The sequence below is a fragment of the Actinomycetota bacterium genome, assembly GCA_014360655.1.
Taxonomy (GTDB): Bacteria; Actinomycetota; Geothermincolia; order Geothermincolales; family RBG-13-55-18; genus JACIXC01.
On record JACIXC010000004.1, the window covers coordinates 16,448 to 40,238 of the forward strand.

The following is a 23,791-nucleotide window of genomic DNA, read 5'->3' on the forward strand; positions in this document are numbered from 1 at the left end:
GAACATATGCCGCAACGGCTGGGAAGGGTACTGGCTCCCAAGGTCACGGAGCGGAAGAGGAGCGACGAGCTGGCACGGCGGCTGGGCGAGCTCCCCGTCCGTCACGTGGACTGGACGCTCCTGGCGATAACCCTCTTCCTCGTGGTCTTCGGCATGATCATCCAGTATAGCGCCACCCGCGGCGACAACCCGGACCACCCGACCTATTACGTGCTGCGCACGGCGCTGAACCTCCTGCTGGGCCTGGTGGCGATGGGCCTCATCCTCAGCTTCGATTACCGCCGGCTGAAGGTGGCGACGCCCTTCATCTACGCGTTCTTCCTCCTGGCCCTGCTGGCGGTGTTCATCGCGGAGGAATCCATGGGCTCCCAGCGGTGGATAACCCTGGGCCCGCTGAGCTTCCAGCCCTCGGAGTACTGCAAGCTGGTGCTCATACTGACCCTGGCCAATTACCTCTCCGACAACCGCTCCGACCCGGAATCGTTCCGCAGTTTCTTCATCCCCGTGCTGTGGACGATGCCCTTGATGGTGCTCGTCTTCCTGCAACCGGACCTTGGGACGACCATGGTTTTCGCGGCCATCCTCCTGGGTATGCTCTATCTCGTGGGATGCCGCATGCGCTACTGGCTCGGCTTCCTGGGGTTCGGGGTGCTGGGATTCGTGCTGGGTTTCGCCTTCCATTTCTTCAAGCCTTACCAGGTGGAGCGCTTTACGGCTTTTCTCAAGCAGGGGGCGAGCATACAGGGTGCCGGTTACCAGCTCATGCAGTCGAAGATAGCCATCGGGTCCGGCCAGCTGGTGGGTAAGGGCCTGCTCAAGGGCACGCAGACCAACCTGAAGTTCATCCCCGCCCACCATACCGACTTCGTCTTCGCCGTGGTGGGGGAGGAGCTTGGCTTGCTGGGAGCCCTCCTCCTCATCGCCGCCTTCTGTTACCTGCTCTGGCGCGGGGTGCGCATCGCCAACAACGCGCGCGATTTCTATGGCACCATGATCGCCTTCGGCGTCGTGGTCATGTTCGCCTTCCAGATGATCGTGAACATCGGGATGACCATCGGGATCATGCCCATCACCGGTATACCCCTACCCTTCATCACCTACGGAGGGTCCAACCTGGTGGTCAACCTCATGGCCATAGGCCTGCTCACCAACGTCTACATGCGCAGGTTTTCCCAGATATAGGCATTTCGCGATCTATTGGAATATATTGGTAAGAACCTGGGGAGCGGGAAGGAGGAACATGCAAGGGGAAACGGAAGCGGACCGGCCCTTCCGGTCCGGGTTCGTCGGCATCATCGGGCGGCCCAACGTGGGAAAGTCGACCCTCCTCAACAACCTCATGCACCGCAAGTTGGCCATCATCTCCGACAAGCCGCAGACGACGCGAAACAGGATACGCTGCGTGCTGACCCGTGACGACGCGCAGGTGGTCTTCATCGACACCCCCGGTTTTCACAAACCGCGCAATGCCCTGGGGGAGCGTTTGAACAAGGCGGTGCGCGAGACCCTCTCCGAGGTGGACGTGGTGGTGTTCATGCTCGACGGTACCCAGACCATAGGCAAGGGGGACCTCTTCATCGCCAGGGAACTGGAGGAGCTGGAGACGCCGGTGGTGGCGGTTCTCAACAAGATAGACCGCCTTAACGCCGACCAGGTGGAAGCCCAGCTGGCCGTTGTCGAGAAGCTGGGCGAGTTCCGCGATATCATCCCCCTCGCGGCCAAGACGGGGGAGAACGTGCATGCCCTCGTGGAGCGCATAGTAGAATTGCTCCCCGAGGGCCCCAAGTACTATCCGGACGACATGGTCACCGACCAGCCGGCCTCCTTCATCGTGGCCGAGATCATCAGGGAGAAGGTCCTGCAGCTGACGCGGGAGGAGGTGCCTCACAGCGTCGCCGTGGTGGTGGAGGAGATGAAAAAGCGCGAGGAGAGCGACCTCGTGGATATCGATGCCGTGATCTACGTTGAGAGGGATTCCCAGAAAGGCATCATCATCGGCAGGGGAGGCAGGATGCTCAAGGAGATCGGCACGCGGAGCCGGCAGGAGATCGAGCCCCTGCTGGGGGAGCGGGTTTACCTGCGCCTGCAGGTCAAGGTGGAGAAGGACTGGTCAAGGCGGCCGCAGCTGGTCAGGAGGATGGGTTACTGAATGCCCCGGTTCGTAAATGAGGGTATGGTGACAGGCACATGGAGGAGAGGAACCGCGTACTGGGCGAGAGCCTGAGCGAGCTTCTTGAGCAGGGGAGGATGGGCGCGGCGCTCGCCCTGCTCGACGGGCTGCACCCGGCGGACGCCGCCGAGGTCCTGGAGAGCGTGCCCTACGAGGCGAGGTTGCGCATCTTCAAGGCATGGGATGCGGAGGAATCCTCCGAAGCCCTGCTCGAGATGTCCGAGGGCGGGCAGGTGGAGGTGGTCCAGGGCCTGGCGCGTAACCTGGCGGTGCGCATCATCTCCGAGATGCCCCCGGATGACGCCGTGGACCTGCTGGCGGACCTTCCGCCCAAGCTGGCGGAATCCATCCTTTCCGGTATCAACCCCGTTCACGCCGGCAAGCTGCGGCGGCTTCTCGCCCACGGCGAGAACACCGCCGGCGGGCTGATGACCCCCGAGGCCGTGCGGCTGCCCGATTCCCTTACCGTGGGGGAGATCCTGGAGGAATTGCGCGGGGCTCCGGAGAGCATAGAGATGATCTACTACGTTTATCTCCACGACGAGAACGACCGCCTCACGGGGGTGATATCGTTGCGCGAACTGATCGTCGCCGCTCCCGACCTGCCCGTGCGCGATATCATGCACCGCGACCTCATCACCGTGGGGCCGGGGGAGGACCAGGAAATAGTCGCCTCCCTCATCGACCGCTACGACCTGCTGGCGTTGCCGGTGGTGGACGAGCAGGGCAGGCTTCTCGGCATCGTGACCTTTGACGACGTGATGGACGTCATCGAGGAGGAGAGCAAGGAGGATATCTACGGCCTGGCGGGGACCTTCGAAGCGGAGGAAGGGAGGGAACGCCGTCCCTTCCTGGCGGCCTTCCTGGGAAGGCTCCCCTGGGTGCTCGTGGCGCTCGCCCTCGAGCTGCTGCTGGCGGGAGGGATACTCAGGGCGTTCTCCGGCGTGCTCAGGGAACACCTGGCGGTGATGTTCTTCATACCCGCCATCCTCTCCATGGGAAGTACCGTTTCGCTGCAGAGCGCCGCCCGCATCTCCGTGGATATCGCCCACGGGGGGGAGAGGCGCGGGAGAGCAAGGGGCATCCTGGGGGAGGCGGGCGTGGGACTCCTGGTGGCCGTTTTCGCCGGAGGGGCAATGGCCCTGGTGGCATGGTCCATGCGGGAAAGCGCTCGACTGGGAATGGTGGTGGGCCTGGCCATGGCGTGCAGCGTGGTCTTCGCTGCCCTGGTGGGAGCCGCGCTTCCCCTCACCCTGCGGGCCATGGGGAAGGACCCGTCGCGGGCGGGGGAGCCGCTGCTGGCGACCCTGATGGACGTCCTCTGCCTGGCGGTTTACATGGCGATCAGCCTGGCCCTCGTGTGAGAGCGGGAGAGAAGCGGCGTGGAGAAGGAGTACCTGGAATTATTTCCCACAGCAGGCCACCTGGCTTACCTGCTTGACGCCACCCTGCTGCGTCCCGAGGCCACGGAGTCGGATTATCTCGCTTTCCTGAGGGAGGCGGCGGACGGGCGCTTTCGGACCGTCTTCGTCCCCCCCTGCTATCTCCCCATGGCGCGCCTGGAGCTGCAGGGAAGCGGTGTGGCCCTGGGGGCCCCCGTCGCCTTCCCCTTCGGTTATGCCTCCACGGACGCCAAGAAGGCGGAGGCGGTCTTCGCGCTGCAGCAGGGCGCGACGGAGCTGGACATGGTGATAAACATCTCGGCCCTCAAGTCGGGGAGATTGCAGCGGGTGAGGGAGGATATCGGCGCGGTGGTGGGGCTGGCCCGACGTTATGACGCGGGCAGGGGGGAAGGCCACGTGGTGGTGAAGGTCATCCTCGAGACCTGTTACCTCACCCGCGAGGAGATGCGCCAGGGCGCGCTGCTCTCCATGGAGGCGGGCGCGGATTTCGTCAAGACCTCCACCGGTGTCGCCGAGCGGGGAGCCACCGCCGAGGACGTGGCCTTCCTGCGCGAGGTGGTGGGGCCGGGTTTCGGGGTGAAGGCCAGCGGCGGGATAAGGACGCTCCGCGACGTGGTGGAGATGGTGAGGGCCGGGGCCAACCGTATCGGCACCAGCGCGGCCTACACCATACTCCAGGAATACCTCCACATGTTCCCCTGGAGATGAGGGAGAGAGCTGCGCCCGCTCAATTGACCCTTTCCTTACTGCTTCCGGCCCGGGGCCTCAGGGTAACGGTCTCGCTCGCAGGCTCGCTGCGACCGACCCGGTCGTTCCCGGCCTCAGCAAGGTGCGTTTCCTTCCTTCTTCCGGCGGCCGGGCCGCCGGGTAACGGTCTCGCTCGCAGGCTCGCTGCGACCGACCCGGTCGTTCCCGGCCTTAGTGGTTGCGTATAAGGAGGCCGGGCCGGGGTTTCGTGCTCGCTCCGCGACGCGCGGCCTCGCGATGGTTTCCCCTCTTCATGCAGGAGCTCCATCCATGCAAGGGTTTATCACCTACCTTCCTCGTCCGGAGGCCGCTTGCGATGTCGCTCGCCCGACCCCCGGACCCGGCCTTGGTGGGTGGTTCAGTAAAGGCTCGCTGCGACCGACCCTGTAGTTCCCGGCCTTGGTGGGTGGGAATCGGGAGGCCGCTTGCGATGTCCCTCGCCCGATCCCCGGACCCGGCCTTGGTGGGTGATTCAGCAAAGGCTCGCTGCGACCGACCCTGTAGTTCCCCGGGCTGGGTGGTTGCGTGTCCGTACTGCTTCCGGCCCGGGGCCTCAGGGTAACGGTCTCGCTCGGCGCCGCGCGCCTTTCCCGTGCATGCGAAACACGGGGTAGGCGTCCTCGCTGCGACCGACCCTGTAGTTCCCCGGGCTTCGCACCTCGCTTGCCCGTGTGATAGCATTCACTTATGGCGATATCCCGGTGAAGAACCGCGGTAACGCGGCTTGCGAGGGCTCGTGAGGTTTGGTCAGCGCGAAAGGTGGCGGGAAGAGCGATCTTGAGGGATAGCCGAGGGGCTTCCCTGTGGCGGTCGGCCTCGTCGGGGAAGGAAGGAAAGGGAGGCATGTATGGGAAACGTCGCCGGGGCGTATTGCCCCTTCAGGGTGTCCGCCATCGCGGGCGCGCTTTCGCCGTGCAACGATGAGTGCGCGCTCTACATTCCAACCTCCAAGATGCCGCCGCAGAAGAGCTGCGCGCTTTCCATACTCGGCGTCTACGCCCTGCAGAGGATCATCTTCAAGCAGCAGGAGGGGGCTGGAGAGGCCGGGGAACGGGAGGAGTGAGCCCGCGGCACCCCCGTGGGAGTGATGCCGGCCGCGACGGAGGCGGCACGGGCGAGAGGCGGCGTAAGGTGCCGCTCGAAAGGGAATGGGAGGTAAGGTCGAGCGTGGAGGGACCCATGGTAGAAAAGCCGCAAGGGGCGCTTCCCCGCCACGTGGCCATCATCATGGACGGAAACGGCCGGTGGGCAAAAAGCAGAGACCTACCCCGCATAGCCGGCCATAAGGCGGGGGAGAAGTCCATCACGGATGTCGTGCGGGCCGCCTCGGAGTGGGGGATCGAGGCGCTCTCGCTCTTCGCCTTCTCCACGGAGAACTGGAACCGGCCGGAAAACGAGGTCAGTTTCCTCATGAGCTTCAACCGCAACCTCCTGAACAAGCGGGTGAAGGAGTTTCACGAGCGCAACATACGCATCCGCCACCTCGGGCGGAGGGATCGCATCCCCCCCTCGACCCTGCAGGCCATCGACAACGCCGTGGAGATGACCAGGGACAACACCGGCATGAGCCTTAACATCGCCTTCAACTACGGGGGCCGGACGGAGATCATGGACGCCGTCCGCGCGCTCTGCGGGGACGTGGCGCAGGGGAGGGTAAGCCCGGAGGAGGTGGACGAGGAACGCTTCCGCTCCTACCTCTACCTCCCGGACATGCCGGATCCCGACCTGCTGATCCGTACCGCGGGAGAGATGCGCATCAGCAACTTCATGATCTGGGAACTGGCCTACACGGAGCTCTACGTCACCGAGGTCCTCTGGCCCGACTTCGACCGCCGGCAGCTGGCGGAGGCGATAAAGGACTTCCAGCGCAGGGAAAGGCGCTTCGGCGCCATCCGGGAGGAGTAAGGGGTCCTTGGCCACCTACAAGGAAGAGGCCATAGTGCTCCACGCGCACGATCTCGGGGAGGCCGATCGCATCGTCTCTCTCATCACCTCCGGACGCGGGCTGCGCCGTGCCGTGGCCAAGGGGGTGAAACGCACCGCGAGCAGGTTCGGCGCGCGCCTGGAACCCTTCACCCACCTGCACGTGGTTCTCCACGAGGGGAGGAACCTCGATACCGTGACCCAGGCCGATATCATCACCTCCCACGCGCCGCTGCGGGACGATTTCACGGCGTTCCTCTTCGGGGAGGCCATGCTGGAGGTCATAGAGAAGTCCATGCAGGAGAACCAGAGCATCCCGCGCCTTTTCGACATGCTGCGCGTCTCCCTGGACGCCCTGGAAAGGGGACCCCGGGACCCCGCCCTGCTCCTCGCGGCCTTCCAGCTCAAGGTCTGCGCGCTCGTGGGCTACCGTCCCCACCTGGAGAGATGTCTCCACTGCCAGCGTGAGGCGAGGGGGGAAGGGATACGCCTGGACCTCGCGGGGGGCGGCGTGTTCTGCCCCGCGTGCCGCGGCGAGTCGGGTTCCGCCGTCCCCCTAAGCCCGGAGTGCCTGGAACTCATGCGCCGCGTTATGAACGAGGTCATGTCGAGGATCGCCGGGATGGATGCGGGCAAGAGGCTCAGTCGCGAGCTTTTGGGCGTTTCCTACCTCTATGCGGAGAATTTCCTGGAAAGACAGCTGAGGTCCCGCCCCATCGTCCTTGGCTACCTGGACGCCATGTCCCGCGAAAGGCCCGCATAATGCCCGTCGTCCACGAGGTGGACCAGACTAATACCACGGTATTAGGAATATTCACCGGTAGAAGGAAGGCGTTCTTATAAAATCCCTGCTAAAAAGGTATTGACGTTTTAATACTTCGGTGGTACTTTAAGTATGGCCCCAAGGAGCTGATGGAAAGTCCGGAAGGGGTCCCGGAGGGAAGAACCGGAAGGCGCAAGCCGGAAGGGGAGGCCGGAAGGGAAATCGGAAGGGCGGACCAAAGGTTACTTGGGGCCACTCCTTTCCCGCTTTCCCCTCAGCCTTTGCCGTCTTTCCGATCGGCTCCCCTGCGATCGGGCAACCCGCCGCGGAAGGTCTTTATGGCGACCGGAACGCACGACGGGAAGCGGGGGACAAGCGCACCAGGTCACCGGTGAGGTCGCTCCCGCCCACGCGGCCGCGGCAACGTGCGGGCACGCTGTGGGGGACGAGGCACGCGGGCGGTGGAACGGGAGGGGCGTGCCGTAAACTTGCTGTAAGCATGGTCCGTGATATACCCATAAAGGTATAAAAGCCGGGGCCTATGCCCGAAGGCGCCGGGTAACCATGTCCGGCTGCATGTGTTTATAATGTGCGAAAATACCGAAAATACCGAACACAACGCGGCGGATATGGTTGCGGCGGCAGAAAGGGAGGCCGGTTTCGCCATGAGCGGCGACGGGAACCAGGGAACCTGCCACGAGGACGGAGTCCTGGTGCGCAAGGCGCAGGAGAAGCGCGAGGACTTCGACGCTCTCTACAGGAAGTACCTCAAAAAGGTATACACGTATGTCTTTTACCGGGTGGGAAAGGCGGAGGATGCCGAGGACATCACCGAGAGCGTGTTCCTGCATGCGTTGCTGCACCTCGACCGCTACCAGGACAGGGGCATACCCTTTTCCGCCTGGTTGCTGCGCATAGCCCACAACCTGGTGGCCAACTGGCACCGGGACACCGGCCGGCACCGTTCCGTGAACCTGGAAACCGCGGAGGGCCTGAAGGACATGTCCCCCTCGCCGGAGGAGAGCGCGGAAAACAGGGAGGAGATACGGCGCCTGAGGGAGGCCTTCTCTTCCCTGCCCGAAGACAGGCAGCAGGTACTCATCCTCCGTTACGCGGAGGGGATGAAACATCGCGAGATCGGAGAGGTGATGGGAAAGAGCACGGGGGCGGTCAAGGTCCTCGTGCACCGCTCCCTGATAACCCTGCACAGGCGCCTTTCCGAAAAGGAGGAAGAGGGATGATGGAGAAGGGGATGCAAGGAGAGAGGAAGCGTGGTTACCGCCACACGGTGAGGCTGCTCCAGGAGTACCTGCGCCCCGTGGACCCCAGGCCGAGCTTCTCACGCCACCTGGAAGACCTATGCCGCAGCATGGGGGCGGACGAGTTCGTGATGGCGGAGGCCGTGGAGCGGGGGGAAAGCGCCTCGCGGCGCAGGATGATCCTGGGCGGCGCCGTCTTTTCCGCCCTTCCCTTTCTCGGGGTCGCGGCTTATGCTATAGGCAGACATCTGCAGAGGCGTAGGGTCGTGGCCATGGGCGTCTAAGGGAAAGGAGCCATGAGGAGGGAAGAGGTTTTCGCGGTGGTGCGCGCCGCGCTGGCAGAGGCTTTGGAAATACCGGAGGACGAGATCGGGGAGGATTCGCGCTTCAAGGAGGACCTGGAAGCGGATTCCCTTGACCTGGTGGAGCTCCTCCTGGAGATGGAAAGCGAGTACGGGTTCAAGGTCGACGACGAGGAGGCGGCGGAGATCCTCACCGTGGGGGACGCGGTGGACCTGATACTGCGCAAGACAGCCGCTTGAACGATCGAGTCTGGGGTTGGTCTGGCGATGAGAGTGGGCATCCCCGGCGGGCTGCTCTACTACCGCTACGGAAAGCTGTGGACTTCCTTCCTGCAAGCCCTGGGAGCCGAGGTGGTGGAATCCGGTGAGACCACCCGTTCCATCCTGAGCTCCGGGGTGAGCAAGGCGGAGAACGAGAGCTGCCTGCCGGTCAAGGTATTCTACGGGCACGTGCTGGCCCTGCGGGACAAGGTGGACGCCATCTTCGTGCCCCGCCTGGTGAGCGTGCGCAAGGGTACCCATACCTGTCCCAAGATGCTGGGGTTGCCCGACCTGGCGCGCGTGGCCGTGGAGGACAGGACCCCCATCATAGCACCTACCATTAATTTCCAGGAAGGCATGTGGGCCAATTACAGGGCGGTCTATTCGCTGGGTCGTCTCTTCACCCACAACCCCTGGCGCATTATACGGGCGGGGATCAGGGCCTGGAGGGAGCACCGCCTCTACCTGGAGAGGCTCACCCTGGGCCTCGACCACCGCAGCGCCCTGCGGGGGGAGGCGGAGAACCTGCTCTGCGAGGGAAGGGAACTGCGCATAGCGGTCATCGGCCACCATTACAACGTCTACGACACCTTCACCACCATGTCGCTGCTGGACCGCCTCAGCTCCATGGGGGTGGACGTGGTCACCGCGGACATGGTGCCGGAGGACCTGCGCAAGAAGGAGCTCAAGCGCCTTCCCAAGGACATCTACTGGAGTTACGAACAGGAGATAGCGGGCGCCATCCTCGCCTGCACCCGGCACCGCCTGGTTGACGGGATAATCTTCATGATCTCCTTCCCCTGCGGTCCCGACTCCATCGTGCGCGTGCTGTGCGAACAGGAGAACAAGCGCATGGGAGGGGTGCCCCTCCTCGCGCTGGTCATCGATGAGCACACCGGCGAGGGAGGTTTCCTCACCCGCATCGAGGCTTTCGTGGACATGCTGTGGAGGAAGAAGGGAGAGGCGGCGAGGGAGAGGGAGGCGGTGGCGGTATGAGGATAAGCTGGCCCCACATGGGCAGCCTCGAATTCGTGCTCAGCAGCGTCTTCGAGGAACTGGGGCTGGAGTACGTGCTCCCCCCGCCCAGCTCGCAGCGGACCCTGGAGCTGGGCGCGCGTTACGGTCCGGAGTTCGCCTGCTTCCCCCTCAAGACCACCCTGGGGAATTTCATCGAGGCCATAGAGGCGGGGGCGGACACCCTCATCATGGTGGCGGGAAGGGGACCCTGCCGCTTCGGCTTCTATGCCGAGACGCAGCGGCGCATCCTGGAGGAGGCGGGCTACGAGTTCCGCATGGTGCCCCTCGAGTTCGAGCCGGCAAGGATCCCGACCACCGTGCGCAGGCTGCGTGAGCTCAAGCAGGGGAGGTCATGGTCCTCGCTGTTCAGGGCCATAAAGTTCGCCTTGAGCAAGGCCTATCTCATAGACCGCCTGGAGCAGCAGGCGCTGCACCAGCGCTGCCTGGACCGGGAGAGGGGCGCCACGACGAAGGCCCTGGAGAAGTGCTACCGCATGGTCTGGAAGGCGGATTCCTATGCCTCCCTGCGCAGGGTCGAGGAGGAGGCGTTCGCCCTCCTTCTCTCGCTGCCCCGCGCGGAGCGGGAGACGGTGAAGGTGGGTATCGTGGGAGAGTTCTACCTCGTGCTCGAGCCCTTCTTCAACCTGGGGGTGGAGGAGCAACTGGGAAACCTCGGCGCCTACGTGGAGCGCAACATCTACCTCACCGACTGGCTGCGGCCCTCGGGGAGGAACCCGGTGGCCGGCCACCACGACCGCGAGTCGGAGGAGGCGGCACGCCCCTACCTCACCCACTTCGTGGGAGGAGAGGGGCTGCATTCCGTGGGGGGTACCGTGCTTTACCGGCGCCATGGCTTCGACGGCGTGGTGCACATCATGCCCTTCACCTGCATGCCCGAGACCATCGCCAAGAGCATCCTCCCCCAGGTCTCCCGCGACCTGGGCATCCCCGTCCTCTCCCTGGTCATCGACGAGATGACCGGGAAGGCCGGCGTGGCCACGCGCCTGGAGGCCTTCGTGGACCTGGCGCGTTTCCGCCGTCGCGCGGGGGAACGGGGGCTGGACCTTTCCCTGCAGCCGGCGTTCTGAACGGGAGGACACCTTCCGAAGGCCCTTTTTCGCATGGCGCTGTACGCGCCTTTCCCGCCTGACGCGGTAAGGATGCCCCCGGGAGCGTGACGGTAGGCGAAGGGCGTGGGAGGAGCGTTTTTCGCGCCGCCCCGCCGGAAGACGCCCCCCTCTCCAGGGCTAGGGGAAAGGAGAGTTCGCGGCGAGGAGAGAGGGAAAGGGGCTATCTTGCCCGGGCTTGCGGCCTTCTGCCGTATCTTTGCATCGTGCGCCTTCCGGGTTGAAAAAGGCAGAGAGTACGCCGTGCCATCCCGGCAAGGTGGGCGGTTCCGACTTGAGGAGGGGAATCGCCTCCCGGACCTCCTCTTCGGGGACCGTGGTGCCGCATACGGTGCGCGAGGCGGGAAAAGGGTGTGGATAGCGGATGCGTATGCGCGGTGCGTGTGGCGCGAGGTGCGGGTTCGGGTATAATGTATAGGACGTTCGGCTTAACGGGAAGGAGGTAAATCGATGGCGGACGAAAAAGAGGAGTTGTTGAACAAGGAAATCGGCGCCTACGAGGAGGAGCTCAAGGTGCTCGCGGGCAAGCTCCAGGAGCTGGCCGGAGTCGACTGCTCCTTCGGGGCGTGTGTGTTCGATCCCGAGATGCAGGACGTGGAGGCCAAGCTGGCCGAGATCGAGAAGAGGAAGAAGGTCCTGGCCGAGGTGATGGACGCCCTCAAGCAGTGCGGCATAGAGTGAGCGGTTCCCGATACCGGGGAAAAACGGGAGGAGGTCCTTCCGGACCTCCTCTCTTTATCTCTTTCATATTTTTACTTTCATATTTTTACGCCCCCGGGAATCATTACGGCCCGGGGATGACACCGCCTTTGCCCATCACGCCCCGGGAATCATTACGCCCCCGGGAATCATTACGGCCCGGGGATGACGCCGCCTTTGCCCATCACGCCCCGGGAATCATTGCGGCCCGGGTAATCATTACGGCCCGGGGATGACGCCTGCGGCTTCGCAGCAACGCCCCCTGTTGTTTTTTGCCCGCGAGAGGGCATCGGGTCTTTCCACCGGCGGGCAGGGGCCGCTTGATCCCTCCCGCCACACAAGTATCCCGCGGTACACTCTGCGCGGAAGGGCTCCTATTCCACCTCGAAGAACTTCTCCTCCGGGGCGCCGCAGACGGGACATTTTTCGGGCACGACGTCGTCGGCCACGTAGCCGCACACGCCGCATACGAAGTAGGACGGGATCCTCTCGGCCACCAGGTGCTGCAGGGCGCCCTCGTAGAGCCTGGCATGCCGCTCCTCGACGTCGCGCGCGTAGGCGAACATCATCGCCGCCGCCCTCTCGCCCTCCGCCTCGGCGTCGGCGATGAAGGAGTCGTAAGCCACCTGGGCGATCTTCTGCTCGGAGGCCAGGGCCTCCTCAAGGTTCGTCTCCGTGTCCTTTATCTCGCGCAGGAGGCGCAGGTTGTTGAAGGCATGCACGCTCTCCGATTCGGCCACCGCCCGGAATAGCCTGGCCACCCCCGGGTATTCCTCCTCCTCGGCCTTGGCGGCGAAGGCCTTCAGGCGCACCACGGCCTTCGACTCGCCCGTATAGGCGTCGTAAAGGTTCTTCCTCGTCTTGTCGCCCATGCTTCCCCCTTTCCTGTCTTTTCTCCGTCCTTCGTGATGCTTCGGGTGTCGCGAGGCCCCGACATGTCTTCAGGTTCAAGGTTCGGCGCCTCTCCCTTCCCTGCCGCACAGAACAGGGCGACCCTTTGCGGAAGAGGGTCCGGTGCAAAAGCCTGTCCCGATGACCGCGGCCGCTCCGATGCCGTGAGGCGGGACGTCAGCGACCTCATCAACCGCCTCTCTTGCGCACGAAGACGTGGTATTCGCCGTCCCTCTCCTCGAGTCCCAGGAATTCATGTCCCGTCTTCGCGCACCAGGCGGGCATGTCGCTCACGATGCCCTTGTCGTCGGCGACGACCTCCAGCACCTCCCCCTCCGCGAGCTCGCCTATCTCCTGGGAGGTCTTGACGATGGGCATGGGGCAGTAGAGGCCCACGCAATCCACCACCCTGTCCGCCTGCAAGGACATCACCTCCTTTATCCACGTTGCGTGCCTTATCATACTCCAGAACCGCTTTCTCGCCACCTGCCGCGGCGGTCATGTGTTCCGGCGCTGACCGCGGCCCGCCGCCCCCCTGCCCCGAAGCCCGCCGGACATCAGATGAAGAGGTTTATCGCGGAGCGGGAAGCCTTTTCCACGTAGGTGGCGGCGCCGGCGAATTCGTCCACCTCGGGGATGAAATCCTCCTCCGTGAGGCCCATGAGGGCCATGGAGGTGGTGCAGGCGATGAAGCGCACCCCCAGCTCCCCGGCCAGGGATATCATCTCCCCGAGGGAGGGCATGCGGAACTCGCGCATGAGCACCTTCATGGCCGCCTTGCCGCCACCCAGCATGTGTAGGCGGGAGAGGGGCAGGCGGGCGGCGCCCCCGCGGTTCAGAAGGCCCAGCATGCGTTGCAGAAAGGTCTTGCCGCCCCCGCTTCCCCGTTCCTTCCGGATGACGTTGAGGCCCCAGAAGGTGAAGAACATGGTCACCTCCATGCCCATGGACGCGGCAGCGGTGGCGATGTTGAAGGCGGCAAGGGCCCGGTCCAGCTCGCCGCTGAAGACCACGATGGTCGCTACCTCTTCCCTGTCGCTCACGGTACTGTTCACCCCCCTTGCGAATCGTGCGCCCCGGGGTGTCCGCGCCTACAGGGGCTGCCCGCAGTGGGGGCACTTCTCGGCGCCTTCCCGCACCGCCTCTCCGCAGTGGCTGCAGGCGACGATGACGATCCTGCAGGGCTGGCAGAAGGCGGGAAGGTCCACGGCGGCCTCGATCTCCGCCTCGCAATACGGGCACTTGCAGACGGTGCCCTTTTCCCTGTGCTCCTCTTGCATCTCACTTCCTTCCTTTCTTTTCCAGGTAATCCTCGATGGCCTTGTGCAGGGCATCCGCTCCCAGGTTGGAACAGTGCATCTTGTTGGCCGGCAGGCCGCCCAGCTCCTCGGCCACGTCGTTGCGGGTGATCTTCAGGGCCTCCTCCAGGGTCTTTCCCTTGGCCATCTCGCTCACCATGCTGGAGACGGCTATGGCGGCGCCGCATCCGAAGGTCTTGAACTTGACGTCGGAGAGGCGGCCCTCGTCGTCCACCTTGATGTAGAAGGTCATCATGTCCCCGCACACGGGGTTGCCCACCTCGCCAACCCCGTCGGCGTCCTCGATCTCACCCACGTTGCGCGGGTTGGTGAAGTGGTCCATGACCACGTCGCTGTACTGCACCATGCTCTCACCCCCTTTCCTTGAGGTACTTCGCGTATAGCGGCGACATCTGCCGCAACCTCTCCACGATGGGAGGAAAGACCTCCAGGACGTAGTCGACGTCCTGCATGGTATTATGCGGCCCGAAGCTGAAGAGGATGGAACCCTGGGCCCTCTCCGGCGGCACCCCCATGGCGGCGAGCACGTGGGAGCCCTTGAGGGCCCGGGAGGTGCAGGCCGATCCGCTGGATACCGCCACGCCCTGCTGGTCCAGGAAGAGGAGCATCCCCTCCCCCTCTATGAACTCCACGGCAAAGCTTGCGTTCCAGGGCAGGCGCTCCACGGGATGGCCGGTGAGGTGCACGTGCTCCACCCTGCGCGGCAGGCCCTCGATGAGGGCGTCACGCAGGCCGCGCAGGTAGGCGCTCCTTTCCGTCATGCGCTCGCGGGCCAGCTGCGCCGCCACGCCCATGCCCACTATGCCGGGGACGTTTTCCGTGCCGCCCCTCCTGCCGCTCTCCTGCACGCCGCCGTCGAGAAGGGGGATGAGGCGCTGGCCGCGTTTCACCCACAGCGCCCCCGCGCCCTGCGGGCCGTAGAGGAGGTCCGAGGATAGGGAGAGGGCCTGCACTCCCAGTTCCCCGACATCGATGGGGATGTGGGCGGCCGCGGCCACGGCGTCCGTGTGGAAGGGTACCTCCCTCTCCGCCGCCAGGCGGGCCGCCTCGGCGACGGGCTGGACGGTGCCCACCTCGCCGTTGGCCAGCATCACCGAGACCAGGACGGTGTCGTCCCGGATGAGGGAGCGCAGCTCGTCGAGGTCTATGCGGCCGTGCTCGTCCACGGGGACCAGGTCCAGCTCGTATCCCTGCTTTTCCAGGGAGCGCGCCGCGTGCAGGACGGAGAAGTGCTCCACCGCCGAGACCACGACGTGCCTGCCCTTGCGGCGGGAACCGGCGACCATGCCCTTCACCGCCAGGTTGTTGGCCTCCGTGCCGTTGGAAGTGAAGATGATCTCCTCCGGCGCCGCCCCGATGAGGGCCGCAACGCGCTCCCGCGCCTCCTCCACCGCCTCCCTCGCAGCGTCCCCCCTGCCGTGCAGGGAAGAAGGGTTCCCGTAGCGCTCTCCGAGGAAGGGGAGCATGGCATCCCTTGCTTCCGGAAGAAGGGGAGAGGCCGCGTAATTGTCCAGGTATACCTCTCTCATCTCTCACACCTCCCGGGTCGCTTTTCCTTGATTATTCCCGACTTGACCCCCAGGTAAGCGGCGAGCTCTTCGTGCTTCTCGCTGCGGAGAAAACACGCGTCCTCCCCGCATACCTCGGCGTAAGCGGGTCCTTCCGGCGGCGTGCGCGTCGCGGGCTTGGAAAGGAGTATGACCCGGTGGTCGGGGGAGAGCAGGGCGGCGGCGAGGAAGGGGCCGCGCCCGTGGGGGCCATCGCCCTCCACCCTCACCAGAAGGGGGCCCTGCAGTAAAAGGTCGAGGGCGAGCGCAAGGGGCGCGGCGAAGAGGGAATGGGAAGAGACCGCTTCCGCCTGCGAGGCGAGGACGGCTTCCGCCGCGGTCTTCCATTCGGACCCGCCGCCCAGGTGCCACTGGCGGAGCATGGCCTCCGCCGCCCGCGCCGCGCTTCCGGGCCCCGCCGCCTGGGGTTGCAGGCCCGGTGGGGAGAAAGCGGCAGCGACGTCGAGGAGCACGCCCCTTTCCCGCTCCCAGAAGGCGTCCAGTACGAAGCGCAGCAGGATTTCGGCTCTGTCGAGGTAGAGGGGATCTCCGGTGATGCCGTAGGCGCCCTGCATGGCAAGGGCCGCCTCCACCTGGTCTTCGAGGAGCCCCCGGCGGCGTGGGGAACCGTCGTGGTAATGGGCCATGCCCTCTCCGGCACGGTAGATTTCCTCCCACGCGAAGGCGAGGAAACCAAGCGCCAGCTCGCGGTATTCCTTCCTGCCCAGCACCGTCCCCGCCTCCAGTAGGGAGGAGGCGGCGAGGGACGAGGTGTCCGTGTAGGTGGTGCCGTCCACGGGAGGAGGCGACTTTCGTCTGCGCGCGTCCGCCGGCAACGTGTAATACCCCTCGTCCGCGTCCTGGCTCCCGAAGAAGCGCCGCTCCCCGTCGCTCAGTGTATGGAAGATATAGGAAGCCGTCTCCGCGGCCGTGGCGAGGAAGAGCGGTTCGCCCGCGGCACCGTAGGCCCGCAGGAGCAGGGTGAGCAGCGCGGCGTTGTCGCCGAGCATCTTCTCGTAATGGGGGAGGGACCAGTCGCGGGTGGTGGAGTAACGGAAGAAGCCTCCCTCCACGTCATCCCTGAGGTTCCCCTCGATCATGGCCCGCAGGGATTGCGTCACCAGGGCGAGGTATTCCTCCCCCCCTCCGCGGCGGTGGAGATGCAGGGCTAGCGCGAGGGCATCCGCGAAGGGGAACTTGGGTTCCAGTCCAAGTCCGCCGAACTCACGGTCCCAGGCGGCGAGCACGCTTTCTCCCACCGCATGCACCAGCGAGGCGTCCGGAGGGGGCACGTTTCCGGAGGCGGGACGGAGCCCGGAGGCGCCCCCGGCCGTGAAGCCCCGGCCTTCCGCGCCCTCAAGCTCGAGGCGGTTACGCCGGTAGAGCTCGGATATCCGGGCGAGCGCCCTGCGCATGGTCTCGGGAGGGATATAGGTCGCTCCGGCAAGGAGTGTACCCCGCGAGGAGAGAAAGGCGGTTGTAGGCCACCCTCCCTGGTTGTAGCGGCGATTGATGTCCGGGTTGCGATCGTTGTCCACCCTCACCGGCACATAGTTGCGGTTGACCAGTTCGATGACCTCCGGGTCGGAATAGGTGGTCTCGTCCATCACGTGGCACCAGTGGCACCACACGGCGGAGATAGAGAGGAGGATCGGCTTCTCCTCCCTTGCGGCCCTGGAGAAAGCCTCTTCGCCCCAGGGCAGCCATCCTATCTCGTGGGCCCGGTTGGGTCGCGGCGAGAAACGAAAATCACCCCGCACCTCGCGCGCGTCCTCCCTTGCGGCATCGTTCTCTTTCATGCAACCTCCCCCCTGGCAGGCTTCCCTTGTCTTTCTTGCGATGGCCGGGCCGCCGGGTAACGGTCTCGCTCGCAGGCTCGCTGCGAGCGACCCGGTCGTTCCCGGCCTCCGCAAGGTGCGTTTCCGTCCTTCTTCCGACGGCCGGGCCGCCGGGTAACGGTCTCGCTCGCAGGCTCGCTGCGAGCGACCCGGTCGTTCCCGGCCTGGGTGGTTACGTATAAGGAGGCCGGGCCGGGGGCTCGTGCTCGCTCCGCGACGCGCGGCCTCGCGATGGCTACATCCCTTCCTTAGGGCAAGGCCTTTCTCAAACGGGGACATTTCGACGGGGCCATGATGGAGGCCGCTTGCGATGTCCCTCGCCCGACCCCCGGACCCGGCCTGGGTGATTTGTTCAGTAAGGGAGTTTGCGAGCGACCCGGTCGTTCCCGGCCTCCGTGGTGCCCTACGGCAAGTCCCGTGCCCTTCGTTCACCCCTGGCCTTCGATGCCTCCTCCCGTCATCCGGAGAAACGCGAACCCGGCACCGGTTAAAAACAAGGAGCGTTTTACCGCCCCTTGCAAGCGTCCGTTCTTACGTCTTCGCGGGATCTTGATGCCCGACTTACGCCTCGACGGTCAACCCTCGCCGTTCTTCTCCTCGGTCTCGGCGGGAGCATCCTTGCGCATCTGCTTCTCCATGGTAACGCAGGGATACTTTGAATCCGCGCAATGGGGGCAGCAAAGGCCACCCTTTTCCCTGTCCTTCTTCTTGCTCATGGCGCCTCCAGGAGTCTTACCGTTTCCGTGTCCCGTCCAAATCACCGTCTTTTAATAACATAGCGGGCAGGCGGTTTCCGGGGAATGATCCAAATCAAAACCCCTCCTGCCTTTACCGCGGGTTTACCGCGGGAATATCCGCGCCCTCCCTTACGCCGTCCGTTATTCCCCGGAGAAGGGCAAAGGAGTGCCGCGAGGTCGCGTCCTCCGACACGGGCTTCCGCCGATCGTCAGCGCAACGGGGTGCTAGATGGTTTCGAAGTAGGAGAGAAGGGCCCGCTTGTCTTTGACCACCAGGAGCTTGCCCTCCGTGGTGAGTATCTCCTGCTTCTTGAGGCGGCTCATCACCCGCGACACCGTTTCCTCGGTGGAACCGACCAGGCCCGCGATGTCCCGGTTGGTGAGGGGGGTGTCGATGACCAGGCCGCACTTGTCGGTGATGCCGATCTCGTCGGCCATCTTCAGGAGTATGCAGGCGATGCGTTTTTCCACCCTCTCGCCGGCGATGCAGCGCTCCTTGTAATACGCCTGGTCCAGCTTCATGACCACCCGCCGCGTGAGGTAGAGGGCGAAGAGGGGATCGCGGGAAGCCAGCCATTGCAGGTCGTCCCAGCTTATGCGCCATACCCGGGAGTCGTCGCGGGCCACGGCGGAGTAGGAATAGACCCCTTCCTCGTAGAGCGCTCCCTCCCCGAAAAGGTCCCCGGGGTAAAGAAAGCCCAGGATGTACAGCCTGCCGTCCCCGTGCACTATGTTGGCCTCCACCACGCCCTCCTCCACCACGTAGAGGTGGGCGGCCTCGTCCTGGTCTATGAAGATGTACTGTTCCCGGTCGTATCTTTCGGGCTGGAAGAGGTCGCGGGCCTCCTCCCGCAACCCTTCCTCCAGGTGGTTGAGGAACTCCCGCAGCGCACCCTCCTCCAAGGCGAGCCTCCCTTCCTCAGAAGCAGGTATTGCCATTTCAGGATGATTATAGCAACCGAGGCGCCCACCTGGACAGGAAACGCCCGCCCGGACGCCACGAGCCGTGCCGCGTGCCCCGGGCAGACGGCGGGGGGCTCAGTCAGGCGAGATCGCCGCCTTCCTCCCCTGCCGTTCCGCGGCTTGCGGGAACGGGAAGAGCGGCAGGGCCCGTGAACATGTAATTACCATAATATGGATAAGAGGCCGGATTGCCGGTGCGGACAAGGGGCATGGGGCGTATCCGCGGCAAGGGCGGCTCGTGGGGCAGGGGGGGCTCCTTCAGCCTCCGCTTCCTTCCCTCTCGCAGCGGATGCCGCCGACGAGGTCGATGCGGGTGACGAGGCCCACCGGCTTCCTCTCCTCGTCCACGACCACCAGGAGGCGCGTCTGGTCCGCGAACATCTTCATGACCGCATTCTGTATGGATTCCTTCAGCCCGATGGTGGGTGGCGGGGTCTGCATGATGTCCTCCACCCTGCTGTAGGCACGCGAGGCGGGGTCGCGGCGCGCGAAGATGGAGATGACATCCGTGTCCCGCACGATCCCCACCAGCCTGCCCTCGGCGTTCAGTACGGGGAAGCCGTGGAATTTGTGGGTCTTGATGAGGTCCACCAGGACATCCAGCCCGTCGCCGGCGCGCACGCAGACCGGATGCCAGGTCATCACGTCCTCGACCTTTCCCTCCAGGTAGAGACGCAGTTCCACTTCCCTTACACCTCCTCAGACCCTGGCTTCCCCCGCCTTTATTATCGCATGCCGGGTGCAGGGTGGGCCCACCAGCTGGAAAAAGAGGGTGGTGGCGGCGATGACGCTTATGGCCATCATTCCCAGCTCCACCCCGGCTTCCCCGAACCTCCCACCCCCGAACTCGAGCATGGTCTGGATGGAGAGGCCGATGGCCACCCCCGCCTGGGAAAAGAGGCACAACCCCAGGTATTTGCGCACGCTTTCCGGTGCCCTGGATATCATCCCGCCCAGGGAGGCCCCGCCCTGCTTCCCCAACGAGCGGAACACGATGTAGAGCAGGCCTATCCATCCCAGGCTGAGCAGTTTACCCGCCTGCAGCTGTGATCCCACCACCACGAAGAAGATGACGAAGAGGGGGGGAGTGCTCCCGCGCATGATCTCGAAGAGGTCTTCCCGCCGCCACCTGGTGAGGTTTACCACGGTCATCCCCATGGCCATGTTGGCCAGGATGAGGGAGAAGTGCAGGGCGTTGGCCAGACCGGTGGTGAGGGCTATGGCCCCCCAGGTTAGAACCAGGAGCCCCCTACGTGCGGTGTAGCCGCGGATGAGGAGGAGAAAGAGCAACCCGACCGCCGCTCCCAGCATCAGGGAGCCGAGTATTTCCAGCAGGGGGCGGAGCACGGCCTCTGCCACGCGCACCTCGCCTCCGGCGAGGAGGGTCTTGGCCAGGAAGATGGCGAAGGCGTAGATGATGATGGCGATCCCGTCGTCGATCCCCACCACGGCGAATGCGGTGGTGGTGAGCGGACCCGATGCCTGGTACTCGCGCAGCACGTCCACGGTGGCCGCGGGGGCGGTGGCCGAGGCCAAGGCGCCGAAGACCAGGGCGACGTAGAGCTTGCGCGTATAGAGATAGACGGCTATGGTCACCAGGATGGTGGCGGCCGCGGACTCGAGTATGGAGATCCAGAGGATGGACTTCCCCAGGTGGCGGAGCTTGCGGAAGGCCAGCTCGCCGCCGATGTCGAATCCGATGCATGCCAGCGCCAGGTAGGTGAAGAAGACCAGGCCGCCGAAGTTATCGTCGTTGAAGATGGAAAGTAGCGACTTGCCCATGATTATCCCCACGATGATGTAGCCCACCACCATGGGTACCTTGAGGCGACGGCAGAGGAGACCCGCGCCCCAGCCCAGAAGAAGGGCCAGGCCCACCATCATCATGACGACGTGCGGGTTGGCGGGAAGGATCTCCTTGAGCATCCCTTCAGCCCCCCTCCTCTTTCATGTACAGGTATGCCCGGTTGAATTCCGCGAGCGAGGAGGCGAGACGATCCCTCGCCGGGTCGTCCATCCTGCGCAGGATAGACTGCAGCAGGCGCCTTCTGCGCGTGTTGACCCTGCGCACGAGGTCGGCCCCCTCTTCCGTGAGGGCTACTTCCACCCGGCGCCGGTCCGAGGTCAGCGGTTCGCGGCGCAGCAGCCCCTTCGCTTCCAACCGTTCCAGGAGAAAGGTAACCGCGGGCGGGGATACGCTGAGCATGCGGGCTATCTCCGCCGGCTTGCCGGTCAGGTTGGCGACCATGTCAAGGATGCGGAACTGCGGCACGGTTATCTGCTCGCCGCCTTCCCGCAACAGCGCCTCCGCTAGGATGTTCACCATGATGCGGGCGGCGTTGAGGATGCGGTCCTCGAGCACGTCCGCCGCGGCCTTTCCCCTCATCTGCCAGGCCTCCTTTCCCGCAGGAAGGTCGCGCCGTTTCCCGCACCCCTCGGGCGTTCGGTAAGGCAGCGTTTCCGGGCAGCGCGCCCACGTGGAGGCGGGAAACGGTTCCCGATATACCGCAACAGCCCCCGAAAGGTTATTAAGATAATTAAATATTAATATACTTTACTGAATTTGACAACCCGGGGCGGGTTGCCGCCTTCGATTATTGCGCGCAGCGTTCGGGGTGGGGTCCCGTTGGAAGAATATGAGATGCCGGATCGGGCATATCGGGCATATACTGCATATGGCGTTCGGAGTCCGGGTTCCGCGGCTCGTCGTCGAGGGGCGCGCGAAAGGAACTACGTTTTCACCGCGGAACGATCACCTCGGAGGGGGGATCTTGAGCCCCGCTTGAAACACCTCTTTCTTCATGTATAATCATGACCTACATGTGACGCTTTCGGTGCACCGGCCCCGCGCAGACCGGTACGCCTTTCCCCTTCCTGTATTATGTAGAGCGGAGCGCGTGATCGGTTGTCGGTAACCGTAAAGACGGCAAACGTGCGATGCGTGTGCAGGCGGATCGCGCCCGGTGTGCAAGGCTTGCGAGCGCGTGTAAGGAGGAAGCGTGGACGGTTTCCCCAGGGATTTCGACAGGCTCTTCAACCCGTGTTCCGTGGCCGTGGTGGGGGCCTCCAACCTGCCCGGCAAGTGGGGCTTCAACATGCCCCTGAACATAATCGGGGGCGGGTACCGCGGCGAGCTCTTCATGGTCAATCCCCGCGAGAAACGCGTCCTCGGCTTTCCGGCCTATCCCTCTCTGCGGGACATACCTTGCGAGATCGACCTGGTGGTGATCGCCATCCCCGCGCGCAAGGTTGCCGCCGTCCTGGAGGACGCGGCGGAGAAAGGGGTCAGGAACGCGGTCATCGTCTCCTCCAACTTCAGCGAGGCGGGGGAGGAAGGCGCGAGGCTGGAACGCCGCGTGGCGGAGATAGCCGACGGGGCGGGCATCACCATAGTAGGCCCCAACACCATGGGCATCTACAGCAGGACCAGCTCCCTGTGCTGCCTGGGGGCGCCGGTCTTCCCCCTGCCGGGGGGAGTGGGCTTCGTTTCGCAGAGCGGGAACCTGGGTGTGCAGCTCATGACCTGGGGTTACCGCAAGGGAGTCGGCTTCAGCCGCTTCATCGGCAGCGGCAACGCCGCCAACACGGACATCAGCGACTGGCTGGAGTTCCTGGGCGAGGACCCGGAGACGGAGACCATCATCCTCTACATCGAGGGAGTCAAGGACGGCAGGAAACTTCTGGAAGTGGCACGGCGCATCACCCCGCGCAAGCCGGTCATCGCCCTCAAGGCGGGGAAGGGGCGCCAGGGGGAGCAGGCGGTCGTCTCCCATTCCGGGTCCCTGGCCGGCCCCTACGAGCTCTTTCGGGGGGCCATGGAGCAGTCGGGGATAATCGAGGCGGAGAGCACCGAGGAGCTGGTGGACCTGGCCGCCGCCTTCTCCTCCCTGCCCGTGCCCCGCGGGAACCGGGTGGGGGTGATGACCCTGGGGGGCGGCTGGGGGGTGGCCGCCGCGGACGCCTGCGACCGCGAGGGGCTGCAGATGGCCATCCTGCCGGAAGCCGTCATCCGGGAACTGGACGATCACCTCCCGGCGTTCTGGAGCCGGCGCAACCCGGTGGACATCGTGGGCAACGTGCGGCGCGCCAACCACTTCCGTGTCCTCGACGCCCTCGCCCGCTGCGAGGAGGTGGACGTGGTCATCAACATGGGCACCCTCATGGGGCGGGACTTCTGGCTGGAGAACATGTTCAAGACCGCCGTGCGCCCCTTCCTGAGCATGCTCCTGCGGCGCCCCCGCCTCCTGCCGCACTTCCAGCTGTCGGTGTGGAGGGGATTCCGGGAATCCCTCAGGAAACGGGGGGGACAGAGCAGGGAGGGGAGCGGGGGCATAGACCCCGCCGAGACCCTGCAGTGGTCGGACATGGCCGTGGTGCGCCGCATCAAGCGCCTCATGGAGGAGGAAGGGAAACCCGTCATCGCCGTGGCGGTCAACGAGGGGGAGAGGTCCGCCTCCTTCCGCATGCGCAGCGCCGGCGTCTTCACCGCCTCCACCCCGGAGCGCGCGGTGCGCGTGGCGGGCAAGCTGGCCTGGTACGCGCGCTGGAAGGCGAGGTCGCACGGGGGCGGGAAGGCTCCCTGACGTAACGGGGCAAGCGGCGTGGGCAATGCGCGCGGTTCCTCGCGTGCGCCGCGTGAAACCAGGAGACGGCCCGCGGGCGGTTTCCCGCAGTCTGGATCCGACCGCCGCTTCCCGTCGTCCCGGGTAGCGGCCTCGCGGGGCGGTCTCGGCGGGCAGCCCCCGGTAGCCCCCGGTAGCCAAGCCGGCCGGCCCGTTGACACCCGAAGGCGCGGGGTTTAATCTCAATTTTCATAGCTGGACGA

The 23,791-nt window shown here is 64.9% G+C and carries 26 protein-coding genes; 14 read left to right on the forward strand and 12 right to left on the reverse strand.

Annotated features, from left to right (window positions below; genetic code table 11):
* The first annotated feature begins 6 nt into the window (after positions 1 to 6).
* The 13 genes from rodA to H5T73_04155 all read left to right on the forward strand — a co-directional run bounded on the left by rodA (position 7) and on the right by H5T73_04155 (position 11,653).
* Positions 7 to 1,182 (forward strand): rod shape-determining protein RodA, encoded by a 1,176-nt coding sequence (gene rodA / locus H5T73_04095; protein MBC7246947.1) that lies wholly within the window; start codon positions 7 to 9, stop codon positions 1,180 to 1,182.
* A 58-nt stretch (positions 1,183 to 1,240) separates the two neighbouring features.
* Positions 1,241 to 2,149, forward strand: coding sequence for a GTPase Era (era, locus tag H5T73_04100; protein MBC7246948.1), 909 nt, complete (start codon positions 1,241 to 1,243; stop codon positions 2,147 to 2,149).
* A 38-nt stretch (positions 2,150 to 2,187) separates the two neighbouring features.
* Complete coding sequence (gene mgtE / locus H5T73_04105; GenBank protein MBC7246949.1) at positions 2,188 to 3,534, forward strand: magnesium transporter; 1,347 nt, start codon at positions 2,188 to 2,190, stop codon at positions 3,532 to 3,534.
* Between the two features lie 60 nt (positions 3,535 to 3,594).
* On the forward strand, positions 3,595 to 4,281 hold the full coding sequence (gene deoC, locus H5T73_04110; GenBank protein MBC7246950.1) for a deoxyribose-phosphate aldolase: 687 nt from the start codon (positions 3,595 to 3,597) through the stop codon (positions 4,279 to 4,281).
* 886 nt (positions 4,282 to 5,167) lie between these two features.
* Entirely contained in the window at positions 5,168 to 5,383 is a 216-nt protein-coding gene (locus tag H5T73_04115) for a hypothetical protein (GenBank protein MBC7246951.1), read from the forward strand.
* 116 nt (positions 5,384 to 5,499) lie between these two features.
* The gene (locus tag H5T73_04120; GenBank protein MBC7246952.1) at positions 5,500 to 6,225 is read left to right on the forward strand and encodes an isoprenyl transferase; all 726 of its coding nucleotides are present in this window, start codon (positions 5,500 to 5,502) and stop codon (positions 6,223 to 6,225) included.
* Positions 6,226 to 6,232: 7 nt separating this feature from the next.
* Positions 6,233 to 7,006 (forward strand): DNA repair protein RecO, encoded by a 774-nt coding sequence (gene recO, locus H5T73_04125; protein MBC7246953.1) that lies wholly within the window; start codon positions 6,233 to 6,235, stop codon positions 7,004 to 7,006.
* 629 nt (positions 7,007 to 7,635) lie between these two features.
* Positions 7,636 to 8,247 (forward strand): sigma-70 family RNA polymerase sigma factor, encoded by a 612-nt coding sequence (locus tag H5T73_04130; protein MBC7246954.1) that lies wholly within the window; start codon positions 7,636 to 7,638, stop codon positions 8,245 to 8,247.
* Positions 8,244 to 8,549, forward strand: a complete 306-nt coding sequence (locus tag H5T73_04135) for a hypothetical protein (GenBank protein ID MBC7246955.1) — start codon at positions 8,244 to 8,246, stop codon at positions 8,547 to 8,549. Before H5T73_04130 ends, H5T73_04135 begins: the two co-directional genes overlap by 4 nt.
* Positions 8,550 to 8,561: 12 nt before the next feature.
* A complete protein-coding gene (acpP, locus tag H5T73_04140; protein ID MBC7246956.1) occupies positions 8,562 to 8,807 on the forward strand; it encodes an acyl carrier protein in 246 nt (81 codons plus the stop codon).
* Positions 8,808 to 8,834: 27 nt separating this feature from the next.
* Entirely contained in the window at positions 8,835 to 9,824 is a 990-nt protein-coding gene (locus H5T73_04145; GenBank protein MBC7246957.1) for a hypothetical protein, read from the forward strand.
* Entirely contained in the window at positions 9,821 to 10,933 is a 1,113-nt protein-coding gene (locus tag H5T73_04150; protein ID MBC7246958.1) for a CoA protein activase, read from the forward strand. The genes H5T73_04145 and H5T73_04150 overlap by 4 nt, the downstream gene beginning before the upstream one ends.
* 489 nt (positions 10,934 to 11,422) lie before the next feature.
* Complete coding sequence (locus H5T73_04155) at positions 11,423 to 11,653, forward strand: hypothetical protein (GenBank protein MBC7246959.1); 231 nt, start codon at positions 11,423 to 11,425, stop codon at positions 11,651 to 11,653.
* 392 nt (positions 11,654 to 12,045) lie between these two features.
* Here H5T73_04155 and H5T73_04160 read toward each other — a convergent pair whose 3' ends face one another.
* The 12 genes from H5T73_04160 to H5T73_04215 all read right to left on the reverse strand — a co-directional run bounded on the left by H5T73_04160 (position 12,046) and on the right by H5T73_04215 (position 21,352).
* Positions 12,046 to 12,543, reverse strand: coding sequence for a rubrerythrin family protein (locus H5T73_04160; protein ID MBC7246960.1), 498 nt, complete (start codon positions 12,541 to 12,543; stop codon positions 12,046 to 12,048).
* Positions 12,544 to 12,751: 208 nt separating this feature from the next.
* Entirely contained in the window at positions 12,752 to 13,024 is a 273-nt protein-coding gene (locus H5T73_04165; protein MBC7246961.1) for a sulfurtransferase TusA family protein, read from the reverse strand.
* 95 nt (positions 13,025 to 13,119) lie between these two features.
* Positions 13,120 to 13,605, reverse strand: a complete 486-nt coding sequence (locus H5T73_04170) for a DsrE/DsrF/DrsH-like family protein (protein MBC7246962.1) — start codon at positions 13,603 to 13,605, stop codon at positions 13,120 to 13,122.
* Between the two features lie 48 nt (positions 13,606 to 13,653).
* Positions 13,654 to 13,842 carry a zinc-ribbon domain-containing protein gene (locus tag H5T73_04175; protein ID MBC7246963.1) on the reverse strand — a complete coding sequence of 63 codons (189 nt, stop codon included), beginning with the start codon at positions 13,840 to 13,842 and terminating at the stop codon, positions 13,654 to 13,656.
* Between the two features lies 1 nt (position 13,843).
* Complete coding sequence (gene nifU, locus H5T73_04180; GenBank protein MBC7246964.1) at positions 13,844 to 14,227, reverse strand: Fe-S cluster assembly scaffold protein NifU; 384 nt, start codon at positions 14,225 to 14,227, stop codon at positions 13,844 to 13,846.
* 4 nt (positions 14,228 to 14,231) lie between these two features.
* Positions 14,232 to 15,410 (reverse strand): cysteine desulfurase, encoded by a 1,179-nt coding sequence (locus H5T73_04185; protein ID MBC7246965.1) that lies wholly within the window; start codon positions 15,408 to 15,410, stop codon positions 14,232 to 14,234.
* Entirely contained in the window at positions 15,407 to 17,227 is a 1,821-nt protein-coding gene (locus H5T73_04190; protein ID MBC7246966.1) for a thioredoxin domain-containing protein, read from the reverse strand. Before H5T73_04190 ends, H5T73_04185 begins: the two co-directional genes overlap by 4 nt.
* A gap of 614 nt (positions 17,228 to 17,841) precedes the next feature.
* The gene (locus H5T73_04195) at positions 17,842 to 17,982 is read right to left on the reverse strand and encodes a hypothetical protein (GenBank protein MBC7246967.1); all 141 of its coding nucleotides are present in this window, start codon (positions 17,980 to 17,982) and stop codon (positions 17,842 to 17,844) included.
* Positions 17,983 to 18,228: 246 nt separating this feature from the next.
* Entirely contained in the window at positions 18,229 to 18,906 is a 678-nt protein-coding gene (locus H5T73_04200) for a Crp/Fnr family transcriptional regulator (GenBank protein MBC7246968.1), read from the reverse strand.
* A 318-nt stretch (positions 18,907 to 19,224) separates the two neighbouring features.
* Positions 19,225 to 19,650, reverse strand: a complete 426-nt coding sequence (locus H5T73_04205) for a CBS domain-containing protein (protein MBC7246969.1) — start codon at positions 19,648 to 19,650, stop codon at positions 19,225 to 19,227.
* A 15-nt stretch (positions 19,651 to 19,665) separates the two neighbouring features.
* Positions 19,666 to 20,892: a cation:proton antiporter gene (locus H5T73_04210; protein MBC7246970.1), complete on the reverse strand. Its 1,227-nt coding sequence runs from the start codon at positions 20,890 to 20,892 to the stop codon at positions 19,666 to 19,668.
* Between the two features lie 4 nt (positions 20,893 to 20,896).
* The gene (locus H5T73_04215; protein ID MBC7246971.1) at positions 20,897 to 21,352 is read right to left on the reverse strand and encodes a MarR family transcriptional regulator; all 456 of its coding nucleotides are present in this window, start codon (positions 21,350 to 21,352) and stop codon (positions 20,897 to 20,899) included.
* Between the two features lie 613 nt (positions 21,353 to 21,965).
* Here H5T73_04215 and H5T73_04220 point away from each other — a divergent pair.
* Positions 21,966 to 23,549, forward strand: a complete 1,584-nt coding sequence (locus tag H5T73_04220) for a CoA-binding protein (GenBank protein MBC7246972.1) — start codon at positions 21,966 to 21,968, stop codon at positions 23,547 to 23,549.
* Positions 23,550 to 23,791 lie beyond the last annotated feature (242 nt).